18 protein-coding genes and 1 pseudogene are annotated in these 20,301 nt (G+C 71.0%); 11 read left to right on the top strand and 8 right to left on the bottom strand.

What is annotated here, in order from left to right:
• Nucleotides 1-100: 100 nt before the first annotated feature.
• Nucleotides 101-1,018, top strand: a complete 918-nt coding sequence (locus AB5J56_RS32190; RefSeq protein ID WP_369237709.1) for a TIGR01777 family oxidoreductase — start codon at nt 101-103, stop codon at nt 1,016-1,018.
• A 551-nt stretch (nt 1,019-1,569) separates the two neighbouring features.
• Nucleotides 1,570-2,983 (top strand): annotated as a pseudogene (locus tag AB5J56_RS32185) (NAD(P)/FAD-dependent oxidoreductase).
• Nucleotides 2,984-3,001: 18 nt separating this feature from the next.
• On the opposite strand, the gene AB5J56_RS32180 reads toward AB5J56_RS32185, so the two are convergent.
• A complete protein-coding gene (locus AB5J56_RS32180; protein ID WP_369237707.1) occupies nt 3,002-4,441 on the bottom strand; it encodes a regulator in 1,440 nt (479 codons plus the stop codon).
• A gap of 268 nt (nt 4,442-4,709) precedes the next feature.
• Between AB5J56_RS32180 and lipB the strand changes: the two genes are divergently transcribed.
• The 4 genes from lipB (at nt 4,710) to AB5J56_RS32160 (ending at nt 7,878) form a co-directional block, all read left to right on the top strand.
• Complete coding sequence (lipB, locus tag AB5J56_RS32175; RefSeq protein ID WP_369237705.1) at nt 4,710-5,507, top strand: lipoyl(octanoyl) transferase LipB; 798 nt, start codon at nt 4,710-4,712, stop codon at nt 5,505-5,507.
• Between the two features lie 115 nt (nt 5,508-5,622).
• Nucleotides 5,623-6,588, top strand: coding sequence for a lipoyl synthase (locus AB5J56_RS32170; protein WP_369237703.1), 966 nt, complete (start codon nt 5,623-5,625; stop codon nt 6,586-6,588).
• A 316-nt stretch (nt 6,589-6,904) separates the two neighbouring features.
• Nucleotides 6,905-7,102: a hypothetical protein gene (locus tag AB5J56_RS32165; RefSeq protein ID WP_369237701.1), complete on the top strand. Its 198-nt coding sequence runs from the start codon at nt 6,905-6,907 to the stop codon at nt 7,100-7,102.
• 74 nt (nt 7,103-7,176) lie between these two features.
• The gene (locus AB5J56_RS32160; RefSeq protein ID WP_369237699.1) at nt 7,177-7,878 is read left to right on the top strand and encodes a DUF4191 domain-containing protein; all 702 of its coding nucleotides are present in this window, start codon (nt 7,177-7,179) and stop codon (nt 7,876-7,878) included.
• Between the two features lie 106 nt (nt 7,879-7,984).
• Here AB5J56_RS32160 and AB5J56_RS32155 read toward each other — a convergent pair whose 3' ends face one another.
• Entirely contained in the window at nt 7,985-8,452 is a 468-nt protein-coding gene (locus tag AB5J56_RS32155; protein WP_369237697.1) for an RDD family protein, read from the bottom strand.
• Between the two features lie 211 nt (nt 8,453-8,663).
• On the opposite strand from AB5J56_RS32155, the gene glnA reads away from it, so the two are divergent.
• The 3 genes from glnA to AB5J56_RS32140 all read left to right on the top strand — a co-directional run bounded on the left by glnA (nt 8,664) and on the right by AB5J56_RS32140 (nt 11,810).
• Entirely contained in the window at nt 8,664-10,073 is a 1,410-nt protein-coding gene (gene glnA / locus AB5J56_RS32150; RefSeq protein WP_369237695.1) for a type I glutamate--ammonia ligase, read from the top strand.
• A gap of 214 nt (nt 10,074-10,287) precedes the next feature.
• Nucleotides 10,288-11,211, top strand: a complete 924-nt coding sequence (htpX, locus tag AB5J56_RS32145; RefSeq protein WP_369237693.1) for a zinc metalloprotease HtpX — start codon at nt 10,288-10,290, stop codon at nt 11,209-11,211.
• Nucleotides 11,212-11,213: 2 nt separating this feature from the next.
• A complete protein-coding gene (locus AB5J56_RS32140; RefSeq protein ID WP_369237691.1) occupies nt 11,214-11,810 on the top strand; it encodes a hypothetical protein in 597 nt (198 codons plus the stop codon).
• A gap of 16 nt (nt 11,811-11,826) precedes the next feature.
• Here AB5J56_RS32140 and AB5J56_RS32135 read toward each other — a convergent pair whose 3' ends face one another.
• Nucleotides 11,827-12,132: a hypothetical protein gene (locus AB5J56_RS32135; RefSeq protein WP_369237689.1), complete on the bottom strand. Its 306-nt coding sequence runs from the start codon at nt 12,130-12,132 to the stop codon at nt 11,827-11,829.
• A 277-nt stretch (nt 12,133-12,409) separates the two neighbouring features.
• Between AB5J56_RS32135 and AB5J56_RS32130 the strand changes: the two genes are divergently transcribed.
• Nucleotides 12,410-13,189 carry an alpha/beta hydrolase gene (locus AB5J56_RS32130; RefSeq protein WP_369237687.1) on the top strand — a complete coding sequence of 260 codons (780 nt, stop codon included), beginning with the start codon at nt 12,410-12,412 and terminating at the stop codon, nt 13,187-13,189.
• Between the two features lie 23 nt (nt 13,190-13,212).
• On the opposite strand, the gene AB5J56_RS32125 is transcribed toward AB5J56_RS32130, so the two are convergent.
• The 5 genes from AB5J56_RS32125 to AB5J56_RS32105 form a co-directional block, all read right to left on the bottom strand.
• Nucleotides 13,213-13,983, bottom strand: a complete 771-nt coding sequence (locus tag AB5J56_RS32125; protein WP_369237685.1) for an ANTAR domain-containing protein — start codon at nt 13,981-13,983, stop codon at nt 13,213-13,215.
• Nucleotides 13,984-14,123: 140 nt separating this feature from the next.
• On the bottom strand, nt 14,124-14,972 hold the full coding sequence (locus AB5J56_RS32120) for an ANTAR domain-containing protein (RefSeq protein ID WP_369237683.1): 849 nt from the start codon (nt 14,970-14,972) through the stop codon (nt 14,124-14,126).
• A 23-nt stretch (nt 14,973-14,995) separates the two neighbouring features.
• On the bottom strand, nt 14,996-16,861 hold the full coding sequence (locus tag AB5J56_RS32115; RefSeq protein ID WP_369237681.1) for a CheR family methyltransferase: 1,866 nt from the start codon (nt 16,859-16,861) through the stop codon (nt 14,996-14,998).
• 7 nt (nt 16,862-16,868) lie between these two features.
• Nucleotides 16,869-17,477: a chemotaxis protein CheB gene (locus AB5J56_RS32110; protein ID WP_369237679.1), complete on the bottom strand. Its 609-nt coding sequence runs from the start codon at nt 17,475-17,477 to the stop codon at nt 16,869-16,871.
• A gap of 57 nt (nt 17,478-17,534) precedes the next feature.
• Nucleotides 17,535-18,875, bottom strand: a complete 1,341-nt coding sequence (locus tag AB5J56_RS32105) for a DUF2252 domain-containing protein (RefSeq protein ID WP_369237677.1) — start codon at nt 18,873-18,875, stop codon at nt 17,535-17,537.
• A gap of 173 nt (nt 18,876-19,048) precedes the next feature.
• On the opposite strand from AB5J56_RS32105, the gene AB5J56_RS32100 reads away from it, so the two are divergent.
• Entirely contained in the window at nt 19,049-20,245 is a 1,197-nt protein-coding gene (locus AB5J56_RS32100; protein ID WP_369237675.1) for a winged helix DNA-binding domain-containing protein, read from the top strand.
• Nucleotides 20,246-20,301: the final 56 nt, after the last annotated feature.

Raw genomic sequence — 20,301 nt, 5'->3', positions numbered from 1 at the left:
CGGACGCCGTCTGCCGTTTTTCCCTCCTCCCCGACCCCTGATTTCCCCCGGCTGCCGCCTCCTGATGTCCCCTTGACCCGCTGCCGGGCAGGATGGCCCCATGAACGATGCCCCGATGGCTCCTGGTTCCCGTGTGGTGATCGCCGGTGCGTCCGGCATGATCGGTTCCGCGGTGAGGCGCTCCCTCACCGCGGACGGGTACGAGGTGGTCCGGCTCGTCCGCCGGGCTCCGCGCGGGCAGGACGAGATCCAGTGGGACCCTGAGGCGGGCCGGATCGACGCGGGGGCGCTCGCCGGGGCCGCGGCGGTGCTGAACTTCGCGGGGGCGGGGGTCGCTTCGCGGCGCTGGACGGATGCGTACAAGGAGCGGATCCGGTGCAGCCGGGTGCTCGGCACGGCGACGCTGGCCAAGGCGGTGGCGTCCCTCGACGAGGGGCCGCGGGTCTTCGTCAACGGAAGCGCGATCGGGTTCTACGGCGACACGGGCGGGCGCGCCGTGGACGAGACGACGCCCGCCGGGGACGGGTTCCTTCCCTCCCTGTGCGTGGAGTGGGAGGGGGCGGCGGATCCCGTGCGGGAGGCCGGGGTCCGGACCGTGTTCGTCCGTACCGGGCTGGTGGTGGCCCGCAAGGGCGGGGCCTGGGGCAAACTGTTCCCCCTCTTCAAGGCGGGGCTCGGAGGGCGGATGGGGGACGGCGGGCAGTACTGGAGCTTCATCGCGTTGCACGACGAGGTGGCCGCGATCCGGCACGTCCTCGACACGGACTCCCTCTCCGGGCCGGTCAATCTCACCGCGCCGGACCCGCTGACGAACCGTGAGATCACGGAGGCGATGGGGCGCGTGCTGCACCGGCCCACGTTCTTCGCCACGCCCGCTCCGGCGCTGCGGCTCGCGCTCGGCGAGATGGCGGGCGACATCCTCGGCAGCCAACGCGTCCTCCCCACGCGTCTCCTCTCCTCCGGCTTCACCTTCGCGTTTCCCACCATCGACGCCGCCCTGCGATCAGCTCTGCGCTGAGCCATACGTCCACTTACCCGGCGTGAGTCCGGCCCCCGGGGTGGGTGGGCAAACCCCGGGGCCCCCTTGCTTTGCACGGTCACCCGGCGCGGGTGCTGGCCGGGGGTGGGTCGCGCAACCCGGCGCTGACGAGGCGCCGCCTGCGCCCACCCGTGCCGCCCCAGCGGCACGATTGCCCGCAGGGAGGACGGACCACGCACCCGCAGCCGCGATCCGGCGCAAGGGGCCGTGCCGGTACGTCTCTGCCCGTCGCGTAGCAGACCGCCCGCAAAGTCCCGCCGTATACAACCCCCGGGCAGTACGCCCACGCGGCGACGGGCAAGACGTACCGGCACGGCCCCGACCCACCACACACCCCACTGCGATGGGCGCCCCGCCATGCCCCCGCATGCGCCCATGCCATCCCCCCGCACAGCTCCCCCCGCACCTACCCTCATTCCGAACTCGGGTATTCCGGAAGTCTGTTGGGGGCATGACGTCTCCACCGGCCGCGCAACCTCGAGGAGGGGCACGTGCTAGAGCCCGCACGCCAGGCGGACCACGCGAAGCACATGGAGCACACGGGCCACGGCGAGATCGGCGAGGTCTCGCACGACGTGGACGTCGTCGTCGTAGGGGCCGGAGTCGCCGGACTCTCGGCCGCGCACCATCTGACCAGGGCAGGCCTGAGGGTCACGGTCCTGGAGGCGTCCCCACACGTGGGGGGCCGTATGTCGACGGAGAAAGTGGACGGCTTCCGGCTCGACCGGATAGGCCAGCTGCTCTTCACCTCGTACCCCGAACTCCGCTGCACCCCGGGCCTGGACGCCCTGGCCCTGCGCCCGTTCTCCCCGGGGGTCCTGCTGCACAGCGACGGCCGCCACCACCACGCCGCCGCCCCCACCCCTCCCCCGAGCCCCCGGCGCCCAGGCACACTCCGAGCTCCCGGAGCACAAGGGGCGCATTCACCGCCGCACGCGCCCTCGCAAGCGCCCCCCGCCTGCCCCGCCCCACAGCGGCCCCGGCCAGGCTCCGGGCCCCCTCGGCGGCCCCGGGGACCGTGCCCGCCTGGGCGCGGCCCTGACCCGTCTCGCCGCCACCCCGCCACGCCGCCTCCTGACCCGCCCGGACCTGCCCGCCGCCGAGGCACTGACGCACCGCGGCCTCCCGCCCCGCACCGTCGACGGCTTCCTGCGCCCGCTCCTGGCCGCGCTGCTCTGCGACCCGGAGCTACGCACATCGAGCCGCTGCGCGGACCTGGCCCTGCACGCCTTCGCGACGGGCCGTCTCTGTCTGCCGGAGGGCGGCGCGGACGCGCTTCCGGAACTGCTCGCCGCGGCGCTCCCGCCGGGCACGGTCCACACGGGCGTCCAGGTCACCGCCGTATCCACCACCACTGTCACCACCAGGGACCACGGCGAACTCACCTGCCGGGCCCTGCTGCTGGCGACCGGAGCCCGCGCCGCCGCCCGCCTCCTGCCGGGCCTGCGCGTACCGGCCTTCCACCCGGTGACGGTGCTGCACCACACCACGGACGAACCCCCGCTGACCGACCCGGCGTTGCTCCTGGACGCCGACCGCGGCGGACCGGTGGCGCACACCGCGGTGGTGAGCCAGGTCGACCCGACGCGCGCGCCCGCGGGCCGGGTGCTGATCTCCTCGACGGTGCTCGGCACTCCCCCGGCCGCAGCCCACCTGGACACGGCGGTGCGCACCCAACTGGCCCGCCTGTACGGGACGTCGACCAAGCGCTGGGAGCTCCTCGCGGTGCACCACGACCCGGAGGCGGTGCCCGCGATGCCGCCACCGCACGATCTGCGGCGTCCGGTACGGCTCCTGGCCGGGCTGTACGTCTGCGGCGACCACCGCGACACGAGCACCGTGCAGGGCGCGCTGCACTCGGGCCGCAGGGCCGCCCACGCCCTGCTCACGGACGTGGGCGCGCACCCGGCGCTCCTGGAGGAAGTCCTCGAAGCGGCCGCCTGAAACGCAGTGCGGGCCGCGTCAGCCGAGCGCCGCCACCCGGTCCCGGTACCCCCGTACCGGCGCGGCGTCACGGTAGGGCTCGAGCCGCCGCTCGAAGTCCCGTACGTACTCGATCGCCCGCACCGACCGCATCTCCGCCGCCTGGGCGGCTGCCTCCGCCCCCAGCTGGCAGGCCTGGTCGAGTTCGCCGAGCCCGAGCCGGGCCGAGGCGAGGACGACCCGGCAGAAGAGCCGGCTGCGCGCGTAGGCGGGCGCGCGCAGCTGGAGGGAGCGCTCGGCGTGCTGGGCGGCGGCCCGGTACTGCTGGAGGTCCCGGTGGCAGTGCCCGAAGTCGTCGGCGAGCTGGGCCTCGTCGAAGAACCGGGCCCAGTACGGGATGTCGTCGCCGGTCCGGGAGGTCTCCAGGGCCCGTTCGGCGCGTACCAACGACGCCGTGCAGGCCCGCACCTCCCCGAGGACGCCGTGCCCGCGTGCCTCCGCCGCGTGCAACAGGGCCTGTACGACGGGTGGTACGGCCGATCCGACGCCCTGCTGGGCGACGCGGGCGAGTTGCACGGCCTCGCGGCCGTGGCCGAGGTAGACGGCCTGGCGGCTCATCGTGACGAGGACGTACGAGCCGTATGCCCGGTCGCCGGCGGCCTGGGAGAGCCGCAGTGCCTGGACGTAGTACCGCTGGGCGAGCCCGTGCGCGGCGATGTCGTACGAGGTCCAGCCGGCCAGCCGGGTGAGGTCGGCGGCGGCGGCGAACAGCCGCCGTCCGGTCTGCTCGCCGTAGGTGCCGCGCAGCATCGGCTCGGCCTCGTGCTCCAGGTAGCGGACGAGTGCCTGGCGGGCGTGGCCGCCGCCGTAGGCGTTGTCGAGGGTGCGGAACAGCTCGCCCACCGAGCGCAGCGCGGCGATGTCGCCGCCGGTGACCTTCTGTCCGGGGCCGCGCTCGGTCTGGTGCCGCTGCCGGGGCACAGCGGGCCGGCCCTGCGGGGGGACGCGCACGGTTGCCGGGTCGCCGCGGCTGACGCGGTCGTCGGCGCGCCCGATGAGCCAGTCCCGGCTGGGCACGACGAGCCCGGCCGGGGTGAAGGCGATCTTGCGGAGTTCGGCGTGGCTGCCGGAGTCCTTGCGCCACAGGCCGCTGACGATGTCGACGGCTTCCTCGGGGGTGGCGGCGAACTCCAGCCCGGCGTACACGGGTGCGCACGCGTCGAGCCCGAGGTCGAGTGCGGTGAGCCGACGGCCGAGTCTGCGGGTGAAGACCTCGGCGATGAGCGCGGGCGTCGTCCCTCTCGGCTGCTGTCCGCGCAGCCACCGGGTGACCGAGGTCTTGTCGTATCTGAGATCCAGGCCGTGTTCCAGGCCGAGCTGGTCCACGCGTCGGGCGAGACCTGCGTTGGAGAACCCCGCTTCTGCGATGAGCGCGGCGAGCTGACGGTTGGGCGTGCGCTGCGCGGGTCGTTCCGTCATCTGCGGTGCGGTCTCCTGCCTTCCAGGCACGTGTGGGTGCCCGGATTGCCTAGTGAGCAGCCCTTATGGCCTCGTGAACGGCGCGAATGTAGCGGAGCGTAAGCAGGCGATCGCACATTTCGACGTTCATTCATCCGATCGTGTGAGGATTGGCCGCGGGGCTGACGGGAATCGGCCGGACGTACAGTGGCTTGGGCGCGTTACGTGCCTGACGCAGGCACCGCGTGCCTGCCGTGTGCGTGAGGAAGCTTCAAGGGAGGCGCTTGCCGTGAGTGAGCTGCGGTTCGTCCGCATGGGATTCGGTGCCGAGGCCGTGGAGTACCAGGAGGCGTGGGACGAGCAGCGCCGGGTGCACGCCGCCCGGTTCCTGGACGAGGTGCCCGACACCTGTCTGCTCCTGGAGCACCCGCCGGTCTACACGGCGGGCCGTCGCACCGCGGACAACGAACGCCCGCTCGACGGCACGCCGGTGATCGACGTGGACCGCGGCGGCAAGATCACCTGGCACGGCCCGGGCCAGCTGGTGGGCTACCCGATCCAGAAGCTGCCGCGTCCGGTGGACGTCGTAGCACATGTACGGCGTCTCGAAGAGGCTCTTATCCGTACGTGTGCGGAGTTCGGCCTGGAGACCTCGCGGGTCGAGGGCCGCAGCGGGGTGTGGGTGCTCGGGGATCCGGTGGAGCAGCGGCCGTCCCTGGGCGGACTCTCCCTCGACTTCGACCCGCGGCTGACGGACGACGAGTTCGACCCGCGGATGAACGGCCCGGAGTACGCGCCCTCCAACGCGGGCCAGCGCCGCGAGGACCGCAAGATCGCCGCGATCGGCATCCGGGTCGCCAAGGGCGTCACCATGCACGGCTTCGCGCTGAACGTGAACCCGGACAACGCCTGGTTCGACCGCATCATCCCGTGCGGCATCCGCGACGCGGGTGTGACGTCCCTCTCGGGCGAGCTGGGCCGTGACGTCACGATCGGCGAGGTCCTGCCGGTCGCCGAGAAGCACCTGCGGGACATCCTGGAGCACGCGGATCTCAAGCCGCGCGAGATCGAGCGCGCCTCTGCCTGACCTCCGGCGCGCGGGGAATGCACCCCCGGAGCCGAAGGTTGCCCAGACGCAGGGTCGGAAACAGCACGGGCGTACCCTGGTGTACGCCGACGAATCGAAGTTACAGGGAGCCGATGTGTCCGCAGTCGCACCCGACGGACGCAAGATGCTGCGCCTGGAGGTCAGGAACGCCCAGACCCCCATCGAGCGCAAGCCCGAGTGGATCAAGACCCGGGCGAAAATGGGTCCCGAGTACACGAAGATGCAGAGCCTCGTGAAGAGCGAGGGCCTGCACACGGTCTGCCAGGAGGCGGGCTGTCCCAACATCTACGAGTGCTGGGAAGACCGCGAGGCCACCTTCCTCATCGGTGGCGACCAGTGCACCCGGCGCTGCGACTTCTGCCAGATCGACACCGGCAAGCCCGAGGCGCTGGACCGCGACGAGCCCCGCCGCGTGGGTGAGTCCGTCGTCACGATGGACCTGAACTACGCGACGATCACCGGTGTCGCGCGTGACGACCTGGAGGACGGCGGCGCCTGGCTGTACGCGGAGACGGTCCGCCAGATCCACGCGATGACGGCGGAGCGCGCAGAGGGCTACACCAAGGTCGAGCTCCTCATCCCCGACTTCAACGCCGAGCCCGACCAGCTGGCCGAGGTCTTCTCCTCGCGCCCCGAGGTCCTCGGGCACAACGTCGAGACCGTGCCGCGCATCTTCAAGCGGATCCGCCCCGGCTTCCGCTACGAGCGTTCGCTCGAGGTCATCACCAAGGCCCGCGAGGCCGGACTGGTGACGAAGTCCAACCTGATCCTGGGCATGGGCGAGGAGCGCGAGGAGATCAGCCAGGCGCTGCGGGACCTGCACGGCGCCGGCTGCGAGCTCATCACGATCACGCAGTACCTGCGGCCCACCCCGCGCCACCACCCTGTGGAGCGCTGGGTGAAGCCGGCCGAGTTCGTGGAGCTGAAGGAGGAGGCCGAGCAGATTGGCTACTCCGGCGTGATGTCCGGGCCGCTGGTCCGCTCCTCCTACCGCGCGGGCCGGCTCTACCAAATGGCCATCGAGAAGCGTGGCGCGTACATCGCGTCGCAGGCGGTCTGAGGCGTCGTATCGCAGGCGCTGCGAAGCGTCGTACACCTGAAGCACGATCACGGGCGGTGGCACTGAGTGCCACCGCCCGAGTGTGAATCGGCGCACAAGCAACTCCCCCTCAACACTGGCTCGTTCAGCCCGGTTTCGGTCGTCCTCGCAGATGGGGAGGGTGTCAGGGCCGCGTCAGGGTTTGGACTCTCCGCATCAAGGCTTCATTGGTGTTTGACCGGTCGGTCACGCCCTGGTAACACCAATCAGTGACCCTGGTCTTACGCCACGTACACCCATAGCCAGAGCCGCCGGATCCCGAGGGGGGACCACCATCATGCAGGCCGCGCCCGTACGCGCCACAGCCATCCCGTCGTTCACCGATGCACTCCGTGCCGTCGAGTCACTGCTCATGAGCAGTGGCCAGCGCACCGCCCGCCGCAATGCCTGGACGTCCGTCCTGGAGGACCGCCGCCGGGCCAAGGACCGGGTCGAGGCTCAGCGCGTGGTGGAAGCCGTCTCGGCGCATTCGTAGCCGGTCCCCTTCCGGGAGGGCCGTCCCGGGCACTGCCGTCGTCGGCGCTTGTGGGGCCACGTAGACTTCCTCGCATGGCGAAGAAGGAAACCGCGGCGGACGCCTCGAACCCCGGGCGACTCAAGCAGATCGCTCTCACGTACAAGATGACCCGCAAGGCCGACACCAAGATCGGTCTTGCACTCGGGGCTGTCGCGATCGTCACCCTCGGTGTCTTCCTCGCGATCGGCTTCCTGATCGGTCACCCGGTCTATCTGGGCATTCTCGGCCTTCTGCTCGCCTTCCTCGCGACGGCGATCGTCTTCGGACGCAGGGCCGAGCGCGCCGCCTTCGGGCAGATGGAGGGCCAGCCGGGCGCCGCCGCGGCGGTGCTCGACAACATCGGCCGAGGCTGGACGACGACCCCGGCCGTCGCGATGAACCGCAGCCAGGACGTGGTGCACCGAGCCGTCGGCAAGGCGGGCATCGTGCTGGTGGCCGAGGGCAACCCGAACCGGGTGAAGGGCCTGCTGGCCGCGGAGAAGAAGAAGATGGCGCGGATCGTCTCGGACGTGCCGGTGCACGACATCCTCGTCGGCTCGGGCGAGGGCCAGGTGGACCTCAAGAAGCTCCGCACGACGATGCTGAAGCTCCCCCGTGTCCTGGCCGGCCCGCAGGTCACCGCGACCAACGACCGGCTGCGCGCGATGGGCGACCTGATGAGCAACATGCCGCTGCCGAAGGGTCCGATGCCCAAGGGCATGCGGATGCCGCGCGGCGGCCCGAAGGCTCGCTGATTCCCCTCCTACGAGAAAGGGGGCGCCCGGAGATCACTCTCCGGGCGCCCCCTTCGTCGTAGACAGAAAGTCCGTCGCAGACAGAAAGTCCGTCGCAGGCGAAAAGTCAGATCCGGACCTCGATCGTGCGGGCGAGGCGGTCGTGCAGGCCGCGGCCGTCGCGGTCCCAGATCAGGGCCGGGATGGCGACGCACAGCAGGACGGTGCGCAGCAGGGCGCGCAGCGGGTTCAGCCGGCCGCCGCCCTCCGGGACGACCCGCAGGCCGAAGAGGCGCTTGCCCGGGGTGAAGCCGACCGTGCCGACGGTGAGCACGCCGAGGACGAAGAAGATGAGCAGGGCCCAGTTGGAGGCCGTCTGGTCGTAGCCGTGGGTGATGAGCTGGGATGCAATCAGCACGCACAGGCCCCAGTCGACGACGAGGGCACCGAGGCGCCGTCCCGGGCGGGCGATCGAGCCCGGCCCCTGCTCCGGCAGACCGAGCTGCTCGCCCCGGTAGCCGAAGTCGACTCCGGCGTCCTCCGCGGCGGCGCGGGGTCCGGAGAGCCACGATCCGATTGCTTGCCTGTTGTCCACCCGTCCACGGTACTGCGCCCGTATATGCACCCGAGCCGCCGGGGTGTGCGAGGACTAGTGTGGAACCCGAGCCGGTTAACTTGGGCGAAACAAATGGGTCACGCTTGAGAAATCCCCCGTCCCTATGGTCGGGTCCAGCGTGTGCCACCGCACTGGCCGCACGAACGAACTACCACCCCGGTCCACTGTGGGCGGGAGTAGGAGGAGCTGGATGTTCCAGAACGCCGACGAGGCCAAGAAGTTCATCGCGGACGAGGACGTCAAGTTCGTCGACGTCCGGTTCTGCGACCTGCCGGGTGTGATGCAGCACTTCACCATCCCGGCGGAGGCCTTCGACCCGGCCGAGGAGCTGGCCTTCGACGGCTCCTCGATCCGCGGCTTCCAGGCCATCCACGAGTCCGACATGGCGCTCCGCGCCGACCTGTCCACCGCGCGCGTCGACCCCTTCCGCCGCGACAAGACGGTCAACATCAACTTCTTCATCCACGACCCGATCACGGGCGAGCAGTACTCCCGTGACCCGCGCAACGTGGCGAAGAAGGCCGAGGCCTACCTCGCGTCGACCGGCATCGCCGACACCGCGTACTTCGGCCCCGAGGCCGAGTTCTACGTGTTCGACAGCGTGCGCTTCGCGACCCGCGAGAACGAGTCCTTCTACCACATCGACTCCGAGGCCGGCGCCTGGAACACCGGTGCGATCGAGGACAACCGCGGCTACAAGGTCCGCTACAAGGGCGGCTACTTCCCGACCCCGCCGGTCGACCACTTCGCCGACCTGCGTGCGGAGATCTCCCTGGAGCTGGCCAAGTCCGGCCTCCAGGTCGAGCGCCAGCACCACGAGGTGGGCACCGCCGGCCAGGCCGAGATCAACTACAAGTTCAACACGCTGCTCGCCGCGGCCGACGACCTCCAGCTCTTCAAGTACATCGTGAAGAACGTGGCCTGGCGCAACGGCAAGACCGCGACCTTCATGCCGAAGCCGATCTTCGGTGACAACGGCTCGGGCATGCACGTCCACCAGTCGCTGTGGGCCAACGGCGACCCGCTGTTCTACGACGAGGCCGGTTACGCGGGCCTGTCGGACATGGCCCGCTTCTACATCGGCGGCATCCTCAAGCACGCCCCGTCGCTGCTCGCGTTCACCAACCCGACGGTGAACTCGTACCACCGTCTGGTCCCCGGCTTCGAGGCCCCGGTCAACCTGGTGTACTCGCAGCGCAACCGCTCCGCGGCGATGCGTATCCCGATCACCGGCTCGAACCCGAAGGCCAAGCGCGTCGAGTTCCGCGCGCCCGACTCCTCCGGCAACCCCTACCTCGCCTTCTCGGCGCTGATGATGGCCGGCCTGGACGGCATCAAGAACAAGATCGAGCCGGCCGAGCCGATCGACAAGGACCTCTACGAGCTGGCTCCCGAGGAGCACGCGGGCGTCGCCCAGGTCCCGACCTCGCTCCCGGCCGTCCTCGACTCGCTGGAGCGCGACCACGAGTTCCTGCTCGCGGGCAACGTCTTCACGTCCGACCTGATCGAGACGTGGATCGACTACAAGCGCACCAACGAGATCGCGCCGCTCCAGCTGCGTCCGCACCCGCACGAGTTCGAGCTGTACTTCGACGTGTGAGCCGACCCGCACGCCTCGCCGGGGCCGCCATCCTCACGGATGGCGGCCCCGCCGCATTTCTTCCGAAGGCTCCGGGCAAGGCTTTCCAAGCTTTCTCACAGGGACCTTTTGCTCCACCTAGGGTCGATCGGGGCCTGTTCATGGGAGAGCGCAGGTGCACACTGGACATCGGGACGAGTGCCTGATTGCGGAGCGATACCGCGGGGTGGTGCAGATGCAGAGCCGGTTCCGGAGCGATCCGCGATTGACCGCGCGTATGACGGTCACGCTGTTCCTGCTCGGATTGCTGTACGTGGCCTTCGTCGCCGCGTTGATCGTGATGCTGAAGTCCTGGGTGCTGGTCGTGGTGATCGCGGCGGTGTTCCTCGGCGGGCAGTACTGGTTCTCGGACCGGATCGCGCTGTACGCGATGCACGGGCGGGTCGTGGAGCGGGAGGAGTACGAGCAGCTGCACGGTGTCGTCGACCGGCTGTGTGCCGTCGCCGACATGCCGAAGCCGCTCGTCGCCGTCTCCGACGTGGACATGCCGAACGCGTTCGCGACCGGACGCAACGCCGATCACGCGGTGCTGTGCGTGACCACCGGGCTGCTGCGCCGGCTGGAGCCCGACGAGCTGGAGGGTGTGCTCGCGCACGAGCTGTCGCACGTGGCGCACAAGGACGTCGCCGTGATCACGGTGGCGTCGTTCCTCGGGGTGATCGCGGGACTGATCGTGCGGTTCGCGTTCTACTCGCAGCTGTTCGGCGGGCGGGGCCGCAAGGACCAGAACACGATGGCGATCTTCATGGCCGTGATGGCGGTCTCGGCCGCCGTGTACGCGCTCAGCTTCCTGCTGATCCGGGCGCTGTCCCGGTATCGCGAGCTGGCCGCGGACCGGGCCGCGGCCCTGCTCACCGGGCGGCCCTCGGCGCTGGCGTCCGCGCTGACCAAGGTCACCGGGGACATCGCGCGGATCCCGACGAAGGACCTGCGTACGGCCCAGGCCTTCAACGCCTTCTACTTCACACCCGCGCTGGGCAGCACGCCCGGCATCGAGCGGCTCTTCTCAACCCACCCGAGCCTGGAGCAGCGGCTCGATCAACTCGCCCACATCTCCGCCGAGTTGGGCGAGGCGGCGGCGCCCGGGAAGGCCGGCTGAGCATGGGGTTCCTGGACATCCTGCTCGGCCGCACCCGCCCCGCCCAGCCCGACCTCGACCGGCTCTTCGGGCTGCCGTCGGCCGCGGTGACGCTGGAGGCCGCCGCCGGGTTCACGCCGACGGGGACGGGCGCGGTGTGCTTCGCGAGCGTCGAGGGCCAGGCCTTCGCCGAGGCGCACCGGGAGGTGCAGGCGCTGCTCGACGCGGACGCCGGACGGACCGGGCCGCCGGTGGAGGTCGCCCGGGACGAGTACGGGTACTCGTGGCTGGTCTCGCGCAGGGCGCCCGATGACCTGCCCGCCCTGGTCAGCGATCTGCACGCGGTCAACAGCGCGCTGGAGGGCAGCGGCTTCGGGCCGCAGCTGCTCTGCTCGGTGGCGGGCTTCGAGACCGGCCCGGCCGCCGCCGGCGAGCAGCGGCTCGGGCTGGTCTATCTCTACAAGCGCGGCACGTTCTACCCCTTCGCCCCGGTGCCCGGTGGGAACCAGCGGCGGGACAACGCGCTCGAACTGCAGGTCAAGGCGGCGCTCGCCGACGACCTGCGGATCGAGCAGGACCTGAGCCGCTGGTTCCCCATCTGGGGCGCGCCGGGGCTGTGAAGCGCTCCGGCCTGCCCTAGTTCTTGCGCTCCTGGCGGCGGGCTTCCATGGGACGCTCGCGGCGGTAGCGGCGCTCCCACCTGGCCTGCCGGTCGCGGCGGTCGCGGTACGCGCGGTAGCTGGAGGGCATCGCCTGGCCCGAGCCCGAGCCCGAGCCCGACATGCCTCCGCCGCCCGACGAGGGCGCCGCCGTGCTGCTTCCCCCGGTGCGGCCGTAGCGGGTGTAGAGGAAGAGCAGGGCGGCCGCCGCGAGCCAGAGGACGTGGTTGTTGAACCCTAAGAGGACGAGGATCACGGTCGCGGAAATGATCAAGGTGCCCATGACGGGACTCCTTGGGAGCGTGGATGGTCGGTGTCGATGATGTGCCGACGGGGCGCTGGGGGTGGGGCGACGGCCATCGGTGCGTAGAGAGTAGCCCCGGGACCGCCAACTGATGCCTGTCCGGCGGAAAGCGGTGCTGGGCAGCTCCGGAACGTTCCTTCAGCGTAGGGACGGGGCCCGAACGGGCGCACCTGGTTTTCCCCGGGCGGCACCCCTTCCCGGGGCACCGCTGCTCCGCGCGGCGGGCACGGCGGGTGCGGCATGAGTGAATAGGGGTATGAGTGAGCTCTTCTCCTTCGCGCACGTCCACGACGGTGAACTACTCAGAGGGGTGGACAGCGGCGGTGACGACGGTGGCCGGGCGGCCACCGTCGTGCTGCTGCACGGCGCGGGCATCGGCAGCAAGGAACGGCTGATCCCACTGCTTCAGGACTTCGTCGCCCGCGGCTGCCGGGGCATCGCCTTCGACTTCTCGGGGCACGGCGAAAGCTCGGGCGCGCTGGGCGAGTTGAGCCTGCGCAGGCGGTTCGAGCAGGCCGTCGCCGTCATCGACGCACGGGTCCCGGCCGGTGCACCGCTGATTCCGGTCGGGTTCAGCATGAGCGGCCAGACCGTGGCGGACCTCGCCGGACACTACGGGCAGCGCGTGGCGGCACTCGGGCTGTGCGCGCCCGCCGTGTACGGGGCGGAGGCCTGGTCGGTCGAATTCGGTGACGGCGACGGGCGGTTCAGTGAGATCATCCGTACGCCGGACAGTTGGCGCAAGGCTCCCGCACTTGACGTACTGCGTGCGTACGAGGGCCACGCGGTGCTCGCCGTACCGGGCACCGACGCCATCATCCCGCCCGCCGTGACCGCGGCCGTGGCGCACGCGCTCACCCTCCGCGCCCGCTTCACCCGGCTCGACCTGCCGGGCGCGGAGCACATGTTGGGCCTCTGGTTCCACGATCACGCCGAGGACCGGAGGCGGTTCGTGGACGCGGTGCTCACGGGGATCGGGGAGGCCGTGAGCGAGACTCTCGAAGAGGTCGAGGAGGAGGGGGCGGGGTTGCCGTAACGGCTTCTTTCGCCCCCTCCGCCCTACCCTTGCCGTAGCTGTCGCGCTCGATCGCCGGACGGGTTGAAGATCTCCGGGCTCAGCCGTCCCGCGACCACCTCCCGTGCCAGGTCCGGCAGGCGTCGCTGGTGCGAGCGGGCATGGCCGCGCAGTACGGCGAAGGCCTCGTCCATGGAGAGCGAGAGGCTCGCGGCCAGCACACCCTTGGCCTGTTCGATGACGACCCGGCTGGTCAGGGCCTGCCCCAACTGGTCGGCGAGGGCCTGGCTCTCGCGGAGTTCGCGGTTGCGCGCCAGGGCGAATCCGGTGGCGTCGGTGAGCGACTGCGCCAGGGCCAGGACGTCGGCGGGCAGCGGGGCGTCGGCGGCGAAGAGCAGTATCAGCGCGCCCGGCGTCTCGTTCGCCTGTGCGCCGTCGGAGAGCGGAAGGGCGGCGACCCGCCGGTAGCCGAGGTCCAGAGCTCTGGGTGCGTAGCGCGGCCAGTCGTGCTGGGCGCGGGCGTCACCGAGGGCACTGCTCTGCACCGGTCGCCCGGTGCGGCAGGCATCGCGCCCGGGCCCCTCGCCCCACTCCGTGGCCTCTCGCTCCAGGCGTACCAACTCCTCGTCGGTTCCGGTCAGTTGCGGACCGGTTCGCTCGTCCGAGATGTAGAGCACGGTCGCCGCGCAGCTGTCCAGCAGTCGTGGACCGAAGGAGGCAAGCGTCGCGAGCAGCGCGCTCGGATCGGTGACAGCGCTTCCGGCGAGTTCGACGAACGCGTGCGCCAGCCTCTGCTGGTGCATGGGCGTGGTCATGAAGTTCCCGCTCCTTTCGGATCTCTGCCGCTCTGAGACGTTCGGGTCCCTGTCACTCGGTTTCTCTCTTCCCGGCGCCCGGGGAAACGCCGATAGCGGGATCAAGATCCCTTATCTCGGAGCGTGGGCGGCACCGAGTGTCAGTCGAGACGCAGCTCGTGGCGCACGATGCGCTCCGCCACCTCGTGGACGGGTTCGCCGGCGCTGAAGGCACGTGCCTTGATGAGTTCCAGGGCGTCCGGGACCGGGCACCCCGCCTGGACGGAGAGCACGCCCGCCGCCTGGTGCACGACGGCATGGTGGTCCGTTCCGCCGTACAGGTCCGGAGTGGCGTGCGGGCCGAGGAGTACATCGCGGGTGAGCGCGTCGGCGACATCGACGAAGGTGCGGGTGGGGCAGGGCCTCGGGTCGAAGACGGTCAGGGAGCCGACGCAGTTCTGCCGCTGCGGCAGCCGCAGCGGCACGGCCACCACCTTGGTGATCCCCAGCTCGACGAGCGCCGCCGCATAGCCGGGCCAGCGCTCCCGCAACCGCGCGCCGGTCGCCCTCACCATGGCGCAGTGGGCCGCCGCGTCCCTGGCCGGGCCCTCCCCCAGGACGAACTCCAGCTCCTGGGCGGCGCGCGCGGGTTCGTCGGACGCGGCCACCGCGAGCTGACTGTCGTCGGCACCGACCAGGGTGAGGGCCGCGCTGCTCGTGCCGCAGGCCTCGGCGACACCGGTCATGAAGCGGGGCGGTGCTCCGTGCCCGTCCTCCCCGCGTGCCAGCATCAGGGCGTACGACTCCTGGAGTTCGGCGGCGGTGCTGTGGCACCTCGCCGACCTGCGGTGGAGCAGAGCGAGCCGTTCGTGCAGGGCCAGTCCGGTGCGCTCCGCCAGCCTTTCCTGGCGGGCGGCCGCGATCAGCTCGCGTTCGGCGCGCTCACGTGCGTGGGCGGCGCGCCGTCGGACTTCCGACGCCACGTCCGACGAACCCCGCTCGGAGTACATGCCCGCATCGTACGCCCGCGGGGTCAGCCGGAACCCTGGTTCCGGCTCTGTTCCATCAGCAGGACGACCCCGCCGTTGTGACCGTCGAAGGGACTGCAGAGCACCGCGCATGTGACGGTCTTGCCCAGCCGGGTGACCGCCGCCAGATACAGGGGAGCACCACGTTTGCCGGTGTCGAGGCACTTCTGCACCATCTCGCGCAGTGGCTCGGTCGGCAGACCGAAGTCCAGACCGAAGAAGGGCTGGTCGACGACCTCGTCGGGGCGCAGGCCCCACAGGTCCACGGCACCGCGGTTCCAGCTCTTGACCCTCAGCTCCCGGTCGAGGACGACGACCCCGGCACCGACGCTGGCCAGGACGCCCTCCAGGAAGGCGCGGGTCTCCTCCAACTCCTCGGTGCGGACCCGCATCTCGTCGTTCATCGTCTCCAGTTCCTCGTTGGTCGACTGGAGTTCCTCGTTGGTGGTCTCCAGCTCTTCGTTGGTTGACTGGAGTTCCTCGTTGGTGGTTTCCAACTCCTCATTGGTCGACTGGAGTTCCTCGTTGGTGGTTTCCAACTCCTCGTTCGTCGACTGGAGTTCCTCGTACGCCGTCTCCAGGTCCTCCCCCACCCGCTTGACCTCGGCCTTGAGGTTGGTCGGGACGGTGACGTCGGTGAACGTGATGCTGGTGGCGGCGGCCAGACTGTTGGCGCCGACGAGTGGCTGGATGAGGACGTCGAGGAACTGGGTCTCCTCGCCGACGCGCCGTTCGGCGCCGTTGATGCGCAGGGTGCGGCGCTCGTGCGTGGCCTGCTCGATCAGCGAGCGCAGTTCCACGGGCCGGTAGGAGATCTCCAGGTCCTGGAAGGGCCGGCCCACGTCGTTGTTGGTGAGGCCGAACTGGACCCGGGCGGCGCTGTTGACGAGGATGACGAGCCCCTCGGCGTCGACGGAGACCGTGGGGCTGGGTACCGCGTCGAGGATCAGGTCGCGCAGCTGCCGGGCGCGGGCCGCGGTCTGCAGTTCGGCTCCGCTGCCGCCTCTGATCTTCACGGTGGTCGGCTGGTAGGGCGGTGTGCCGCCGCCGGGCCGCCGCCGGAAGACCCGTTGCCCCATGCTGACCACGTCGAACCGCTCGGCGTCGTTGAGGAGCATCTCGGCCTTGCCGAGGAAGAGGAAGCGGCCCTCACGCAGTGCGAAGTGGAAGCGGTCGACGATCTGGGTCTGCGCCTCGACGTTGAAGTACATCAGCGTGTTGCGGCACACCAGCAGGTCGAGCCGGGAGATCGGGGCGTCGCGGGTGATGTCGTGGCGGCCGAAGATGACCCGGCGGCGCAGATCGGAGCGGAAGCCGAACCGGTTGCCGTTCTGCTCGAAGTACTTGTCACGCAGTTCCGGGGCGAGCGCTTCGAGGACCTTGGCCGGGTACAGGCCGGAGCGGGCCTCCTTGAGGGCCTCCTCATCGACGTCCGTGCCGTAGATCTTGACGCGGTGCACGGCCTCGTCGATGCCGAGCGCCTCCGCGAACATGATCGCCAGCGAGTACGCCTCCTCGCCGCTGGAGCAGCCCGCGCTCCACACCCGGATCTCCTCGTCGGGCTCCCGCTGCGCGATGATCTCGGGCACCACCTCGCGCTGCAGGAAGGTCCAGGCGTCGGGGTCGCGGAAGAGGGCGGTGACGTTGATCAGGATGGTGTTGAACAGCGTGTTGAACTCGCCGGAGTCGGTCTCCAGACGGTCTCGGTAGTCGGCGTACGAGCGTGCGCCCACCTCCGCCATGCGTTTACGGATGCGCCGTCCCAGCGTGGACCTCTTGTAGCCGGTGAAGTCGAATCCGCGCGCGTCCCGCAGAAAGCCGAGGAGAACCTCCAGCCCCTCGTCCGACTCGAATTCCTGCGCGTCGCTCATCGCCGCCTCATGGTTCCTTCGTCTCCACCAGTCCGCGGATCACCGCGGGGATCTCGTCCAGAGGTAGCACGAAGTCCGCTGCCCGCGTCCCCACGGCTGCCTCCGGCATGCCCTTGAACTCCGCCGTCGCCGGGTCCTGCACGATGACGGTGCCGCCGCGCGACTTCACGGCGTCCACGCCCATCGATCCGTCACTGCCGGAGCCGGTCAGGACACAGGCGATGGCACGTGCTCCGAAGGCGCCCGCGACGGACTCGAAGAGGAGGTCGGCCGAGGGACGTACGAAGTGGACGAGTTCGCTGTCGGACAGGGTCAGCACGCCGTCCGCGCCCACCAGGAGGTGGCGGTTGGGCGGGGCGATGTAGACGGTGCCCGGACCGGCGTGTTCACCGGCCTGCGCGAGCTTCACCTTGAGCGGGCTGCGGCGGGCGAGGATCTCGGCGAGAACCGTGCTGTGGCGCGGATCGAGGTGCTGGACGACGAGCACCGGCACCGGGAGGTCGGCGTCGAGCGCGCCGAGCACCTCGATCAGTGCGCGGATGCCGCCTGCGGAGGAGGCGAGCGCCACCACCGCGTACTGTTCCCGCTGCTCCGGGTCGGACGCTTCAGCGCTCATGTACAGAGCGTAGCGCCGCCCACGGGGTTCACGAAGGTCGGCTCTTCCCCCAGCCGCTCACAGGCCGGGCGCCGCCGTCACCACGCCCGCCGCCACCGCCGCGCCCAGTGCCGCGTGGTCGGCGGCGTTCCGGTCGGCGTAGCGCAGCGCGAAGTCCGCGAGGGCGCGCTCGAAGGTGTCGGCACCGCCCAGGTACGCGGCCACGGCGATGCGGTCGCCGGAGCGGGCGTGCGCGCGGGCCAGGGCGGTGCCGCACAGCCGGGCGTACTGGACAAGGCGGTCGGGGGTCATACCCGCGACGTCCACCGAGCCCTTCATGTCGCGCAGCTGACGCCAGTAGTACGCCCGGCCCTGCGGCCCGGTCATCCACCCGAGGAAGATGTCACTCGCCGCCTGCAACAGGCGCTGACCTGCGACGACGCGATGCCCTGGATGGACGTACGGGCCGCTCGGAAGATGTTCCTCGAGTACGGATCTGCCCGCTTCCTTGATCTGCAGGAACAGCGGGTCGTCCGCGTCCCGTCCGGTGAGCAGCACGATGAAACAGCGGGTGCCGACGCTGCCGACGCCGACGACCTTGCGGGCGGCGTCCACGAAGCGGTAGCGGTCCAGGAGCAGCCGGCGCTCCTCGGAGAGGGTGGAGCGGTAGTCGCTGAAGATCTTGCGCAGCGCCGCCATGTCGGGGGCTCCGGCCGGTTCCAGCAGGGGCGGGTCGCGGACGATGCGGCGCCGGCCGTCGACGGTCTCGGTGAGTTTGCCCAGCGCGTGCAGGCTGGTGCGGCGGCGGGCGCGGGTGAGCGTCGACTCGACGCGTCGGCGGTGGCGGCCGGCGCGGACCAGCGGGAGCAGGCTGTCGGCGTCCATGCGCTCGTACCAGACGGCCAGTTCGCCCTGCGCGGCCAGCCTTCGCATGCTCGTGCGGTACGCGGCCGCCGCCGCCAGTGCCGCGTGGTGGACCCGCGTCTCGGCGTGCCCGTTCTCGCGCGCCGCCACCGCGACGCTGGCCGCGAGCCGTTTGACGTCCCACTCGAACGGGCCCGGATGTGTCTCGTCGAAGTCGTTGAGGTCGAAGAGGAGCGTGCGTTCCGGGGAGGCGTACAGGCCGAAGTTGAGGAGATGCGCGTCGCCGCAGAGCTGCACCGTCAGGCCCGTGTGCGGCTGCGCGGCGAGGTCCGCGGCCATGACGGCGGCGGCTCCGCGCAGGAAGGCGAACGGGGACGCGCCCATCCGCCCGTACCGGATCGGCAGCAGCTCCGGGAGGCGGTCCCTGCCCTGCCGTTCCAGTACGGCGACGGGGTCGGGGCGGTCGGCGGCGGGGATCCAGGTCGCGTGCTCGGAGCGGGGGACGCGTTTGCGGGCGGCCCTTCCCTGGGCGGCCCGGTCGGCAGGGGTGGTCATGGGGTGAGGTCCGGGTGTTGCCGATCTTGTTTCGCCATCGGGTTCCTGCCTCTGCCGCCGATACCGCCCTTCCCTGGTCGTGTCAGTCAATGTGGTGGGGTGGGTGGTGCGCATGCCGGGTACGGCGATCGGGTGACGGAGCGGGCGGGGCGGACTGAGGTGGGAGAGGTGGCGTGAGCGGGAAGCAGCGGTACGTCGGGGTGGCGGAGCGGCGGGCCCGGCTGGGGCTGCGCCAGCGACTCGCGGGGGCGGCGCGGGCGGCCGGTCCCGAGGACGTCGCCGCGTCGCTGGTCGCGTTGCACGGAACCGATCCGGCGACGGTGTACCTGGCGGTGGGCGCGCGGCTCGCCGAGCCCGGGAAGACCGTGGCGGAGGTCGAGCGGGCACTCTACGAGGACCGGACGCTGGTGCGGATGCACGGCATGCGGCACACGGTGTTCGTCTTCCCGACGGAGCTGGCCGCCGTGGTGCACGCGTCGACGGGGCTCGCCATCGCCGCGAAGGCCCGTGCCGGGCTGGTGAAGAACATGGTGAGCGGCAGCGGTGGGCGGCTGACCCCGGAGTGGCTCGCGGAGGTGGAGGCGTCCGCGCTCGCCGCGCTGGCCCGGCGCGGGCAGGCCACGGTGAACGAACTCACCGAGGACGAACCGCGGTTGAGGGAGCAGTTCACGTACGGCGCCGGCAAGAGCTACGAGAGCCCGCAGACCGTGTCGTCACGGCTGATGCGGGTGCTCGGCGCCGAGGGGCGGGTCGTGCGGGGGCGTCCGCTCGGGTCGTGGACGTCGACCCAGTTCCGATGGGCGGTCGCGCCCCCGCATCCCGAACTCCCGACCGCCGAGGCCCAGTCGGAGCTGCTGCGGCGGTGGCTGACGGCGTGCGGGCCCGCCACGGAGGCCGACCTGAAGTGGTGGACGGGGTGGAAGGTCACGGACGTACGGCGCGCGCTGACCGCCGTGGGGGCGGTGGCCGTGTCGCTCGACGACGGGGTGACGGGGTACGTCGCGGCCGACGACGCCGATCCGGTCGCGGAGCCCGCCGGGCCCTGGGCCGCACTGCTGCCCGGCCTCGACCCGACGGCCATGGGCTGGCAGGACCGGGACTGGTTCCTGGCACCCTCGATGCGGGATGCGTTGTTCGACCGCAGCGGGAACGTGGGGCCGACGGTGTGGTGGGACGGGCGGGTGGTCGGGGGCTGGGCGCAACGCCCTGACGGGGAGATCGTGTGGCGGGTGCTGGACTCCGACGGGGTCGGCAAGGAAGCCCTGGCGGCCATCACGGCGGAGGCGTCCCGACTCCACTCCTGGGTCGGCCCCGCCCGGATCACTCCCCGCTTCCGCACGCCGCTGGAACGGGAGTTGGCGTCACCCTGAGGTCTTCTCGCCGCGCACCCTGGTGCCGGGTGCCCCGCCCTTCGGCGGGGCACCCG

This window comes from Streptomyces sp. R21, from assembly GCF_041051975.1.
Classification (GTDB): domain Bacteria; phylum Actinomycetota; class Actinomycetes; order Streptomycetales; family Streptomycetaceae; genus Streptomyces.
The sequence above is the reverse complement of the archived record's forward strand: the minus strand, read 5'-3'. Positions and strand labels throughout refer to the sequence as shown.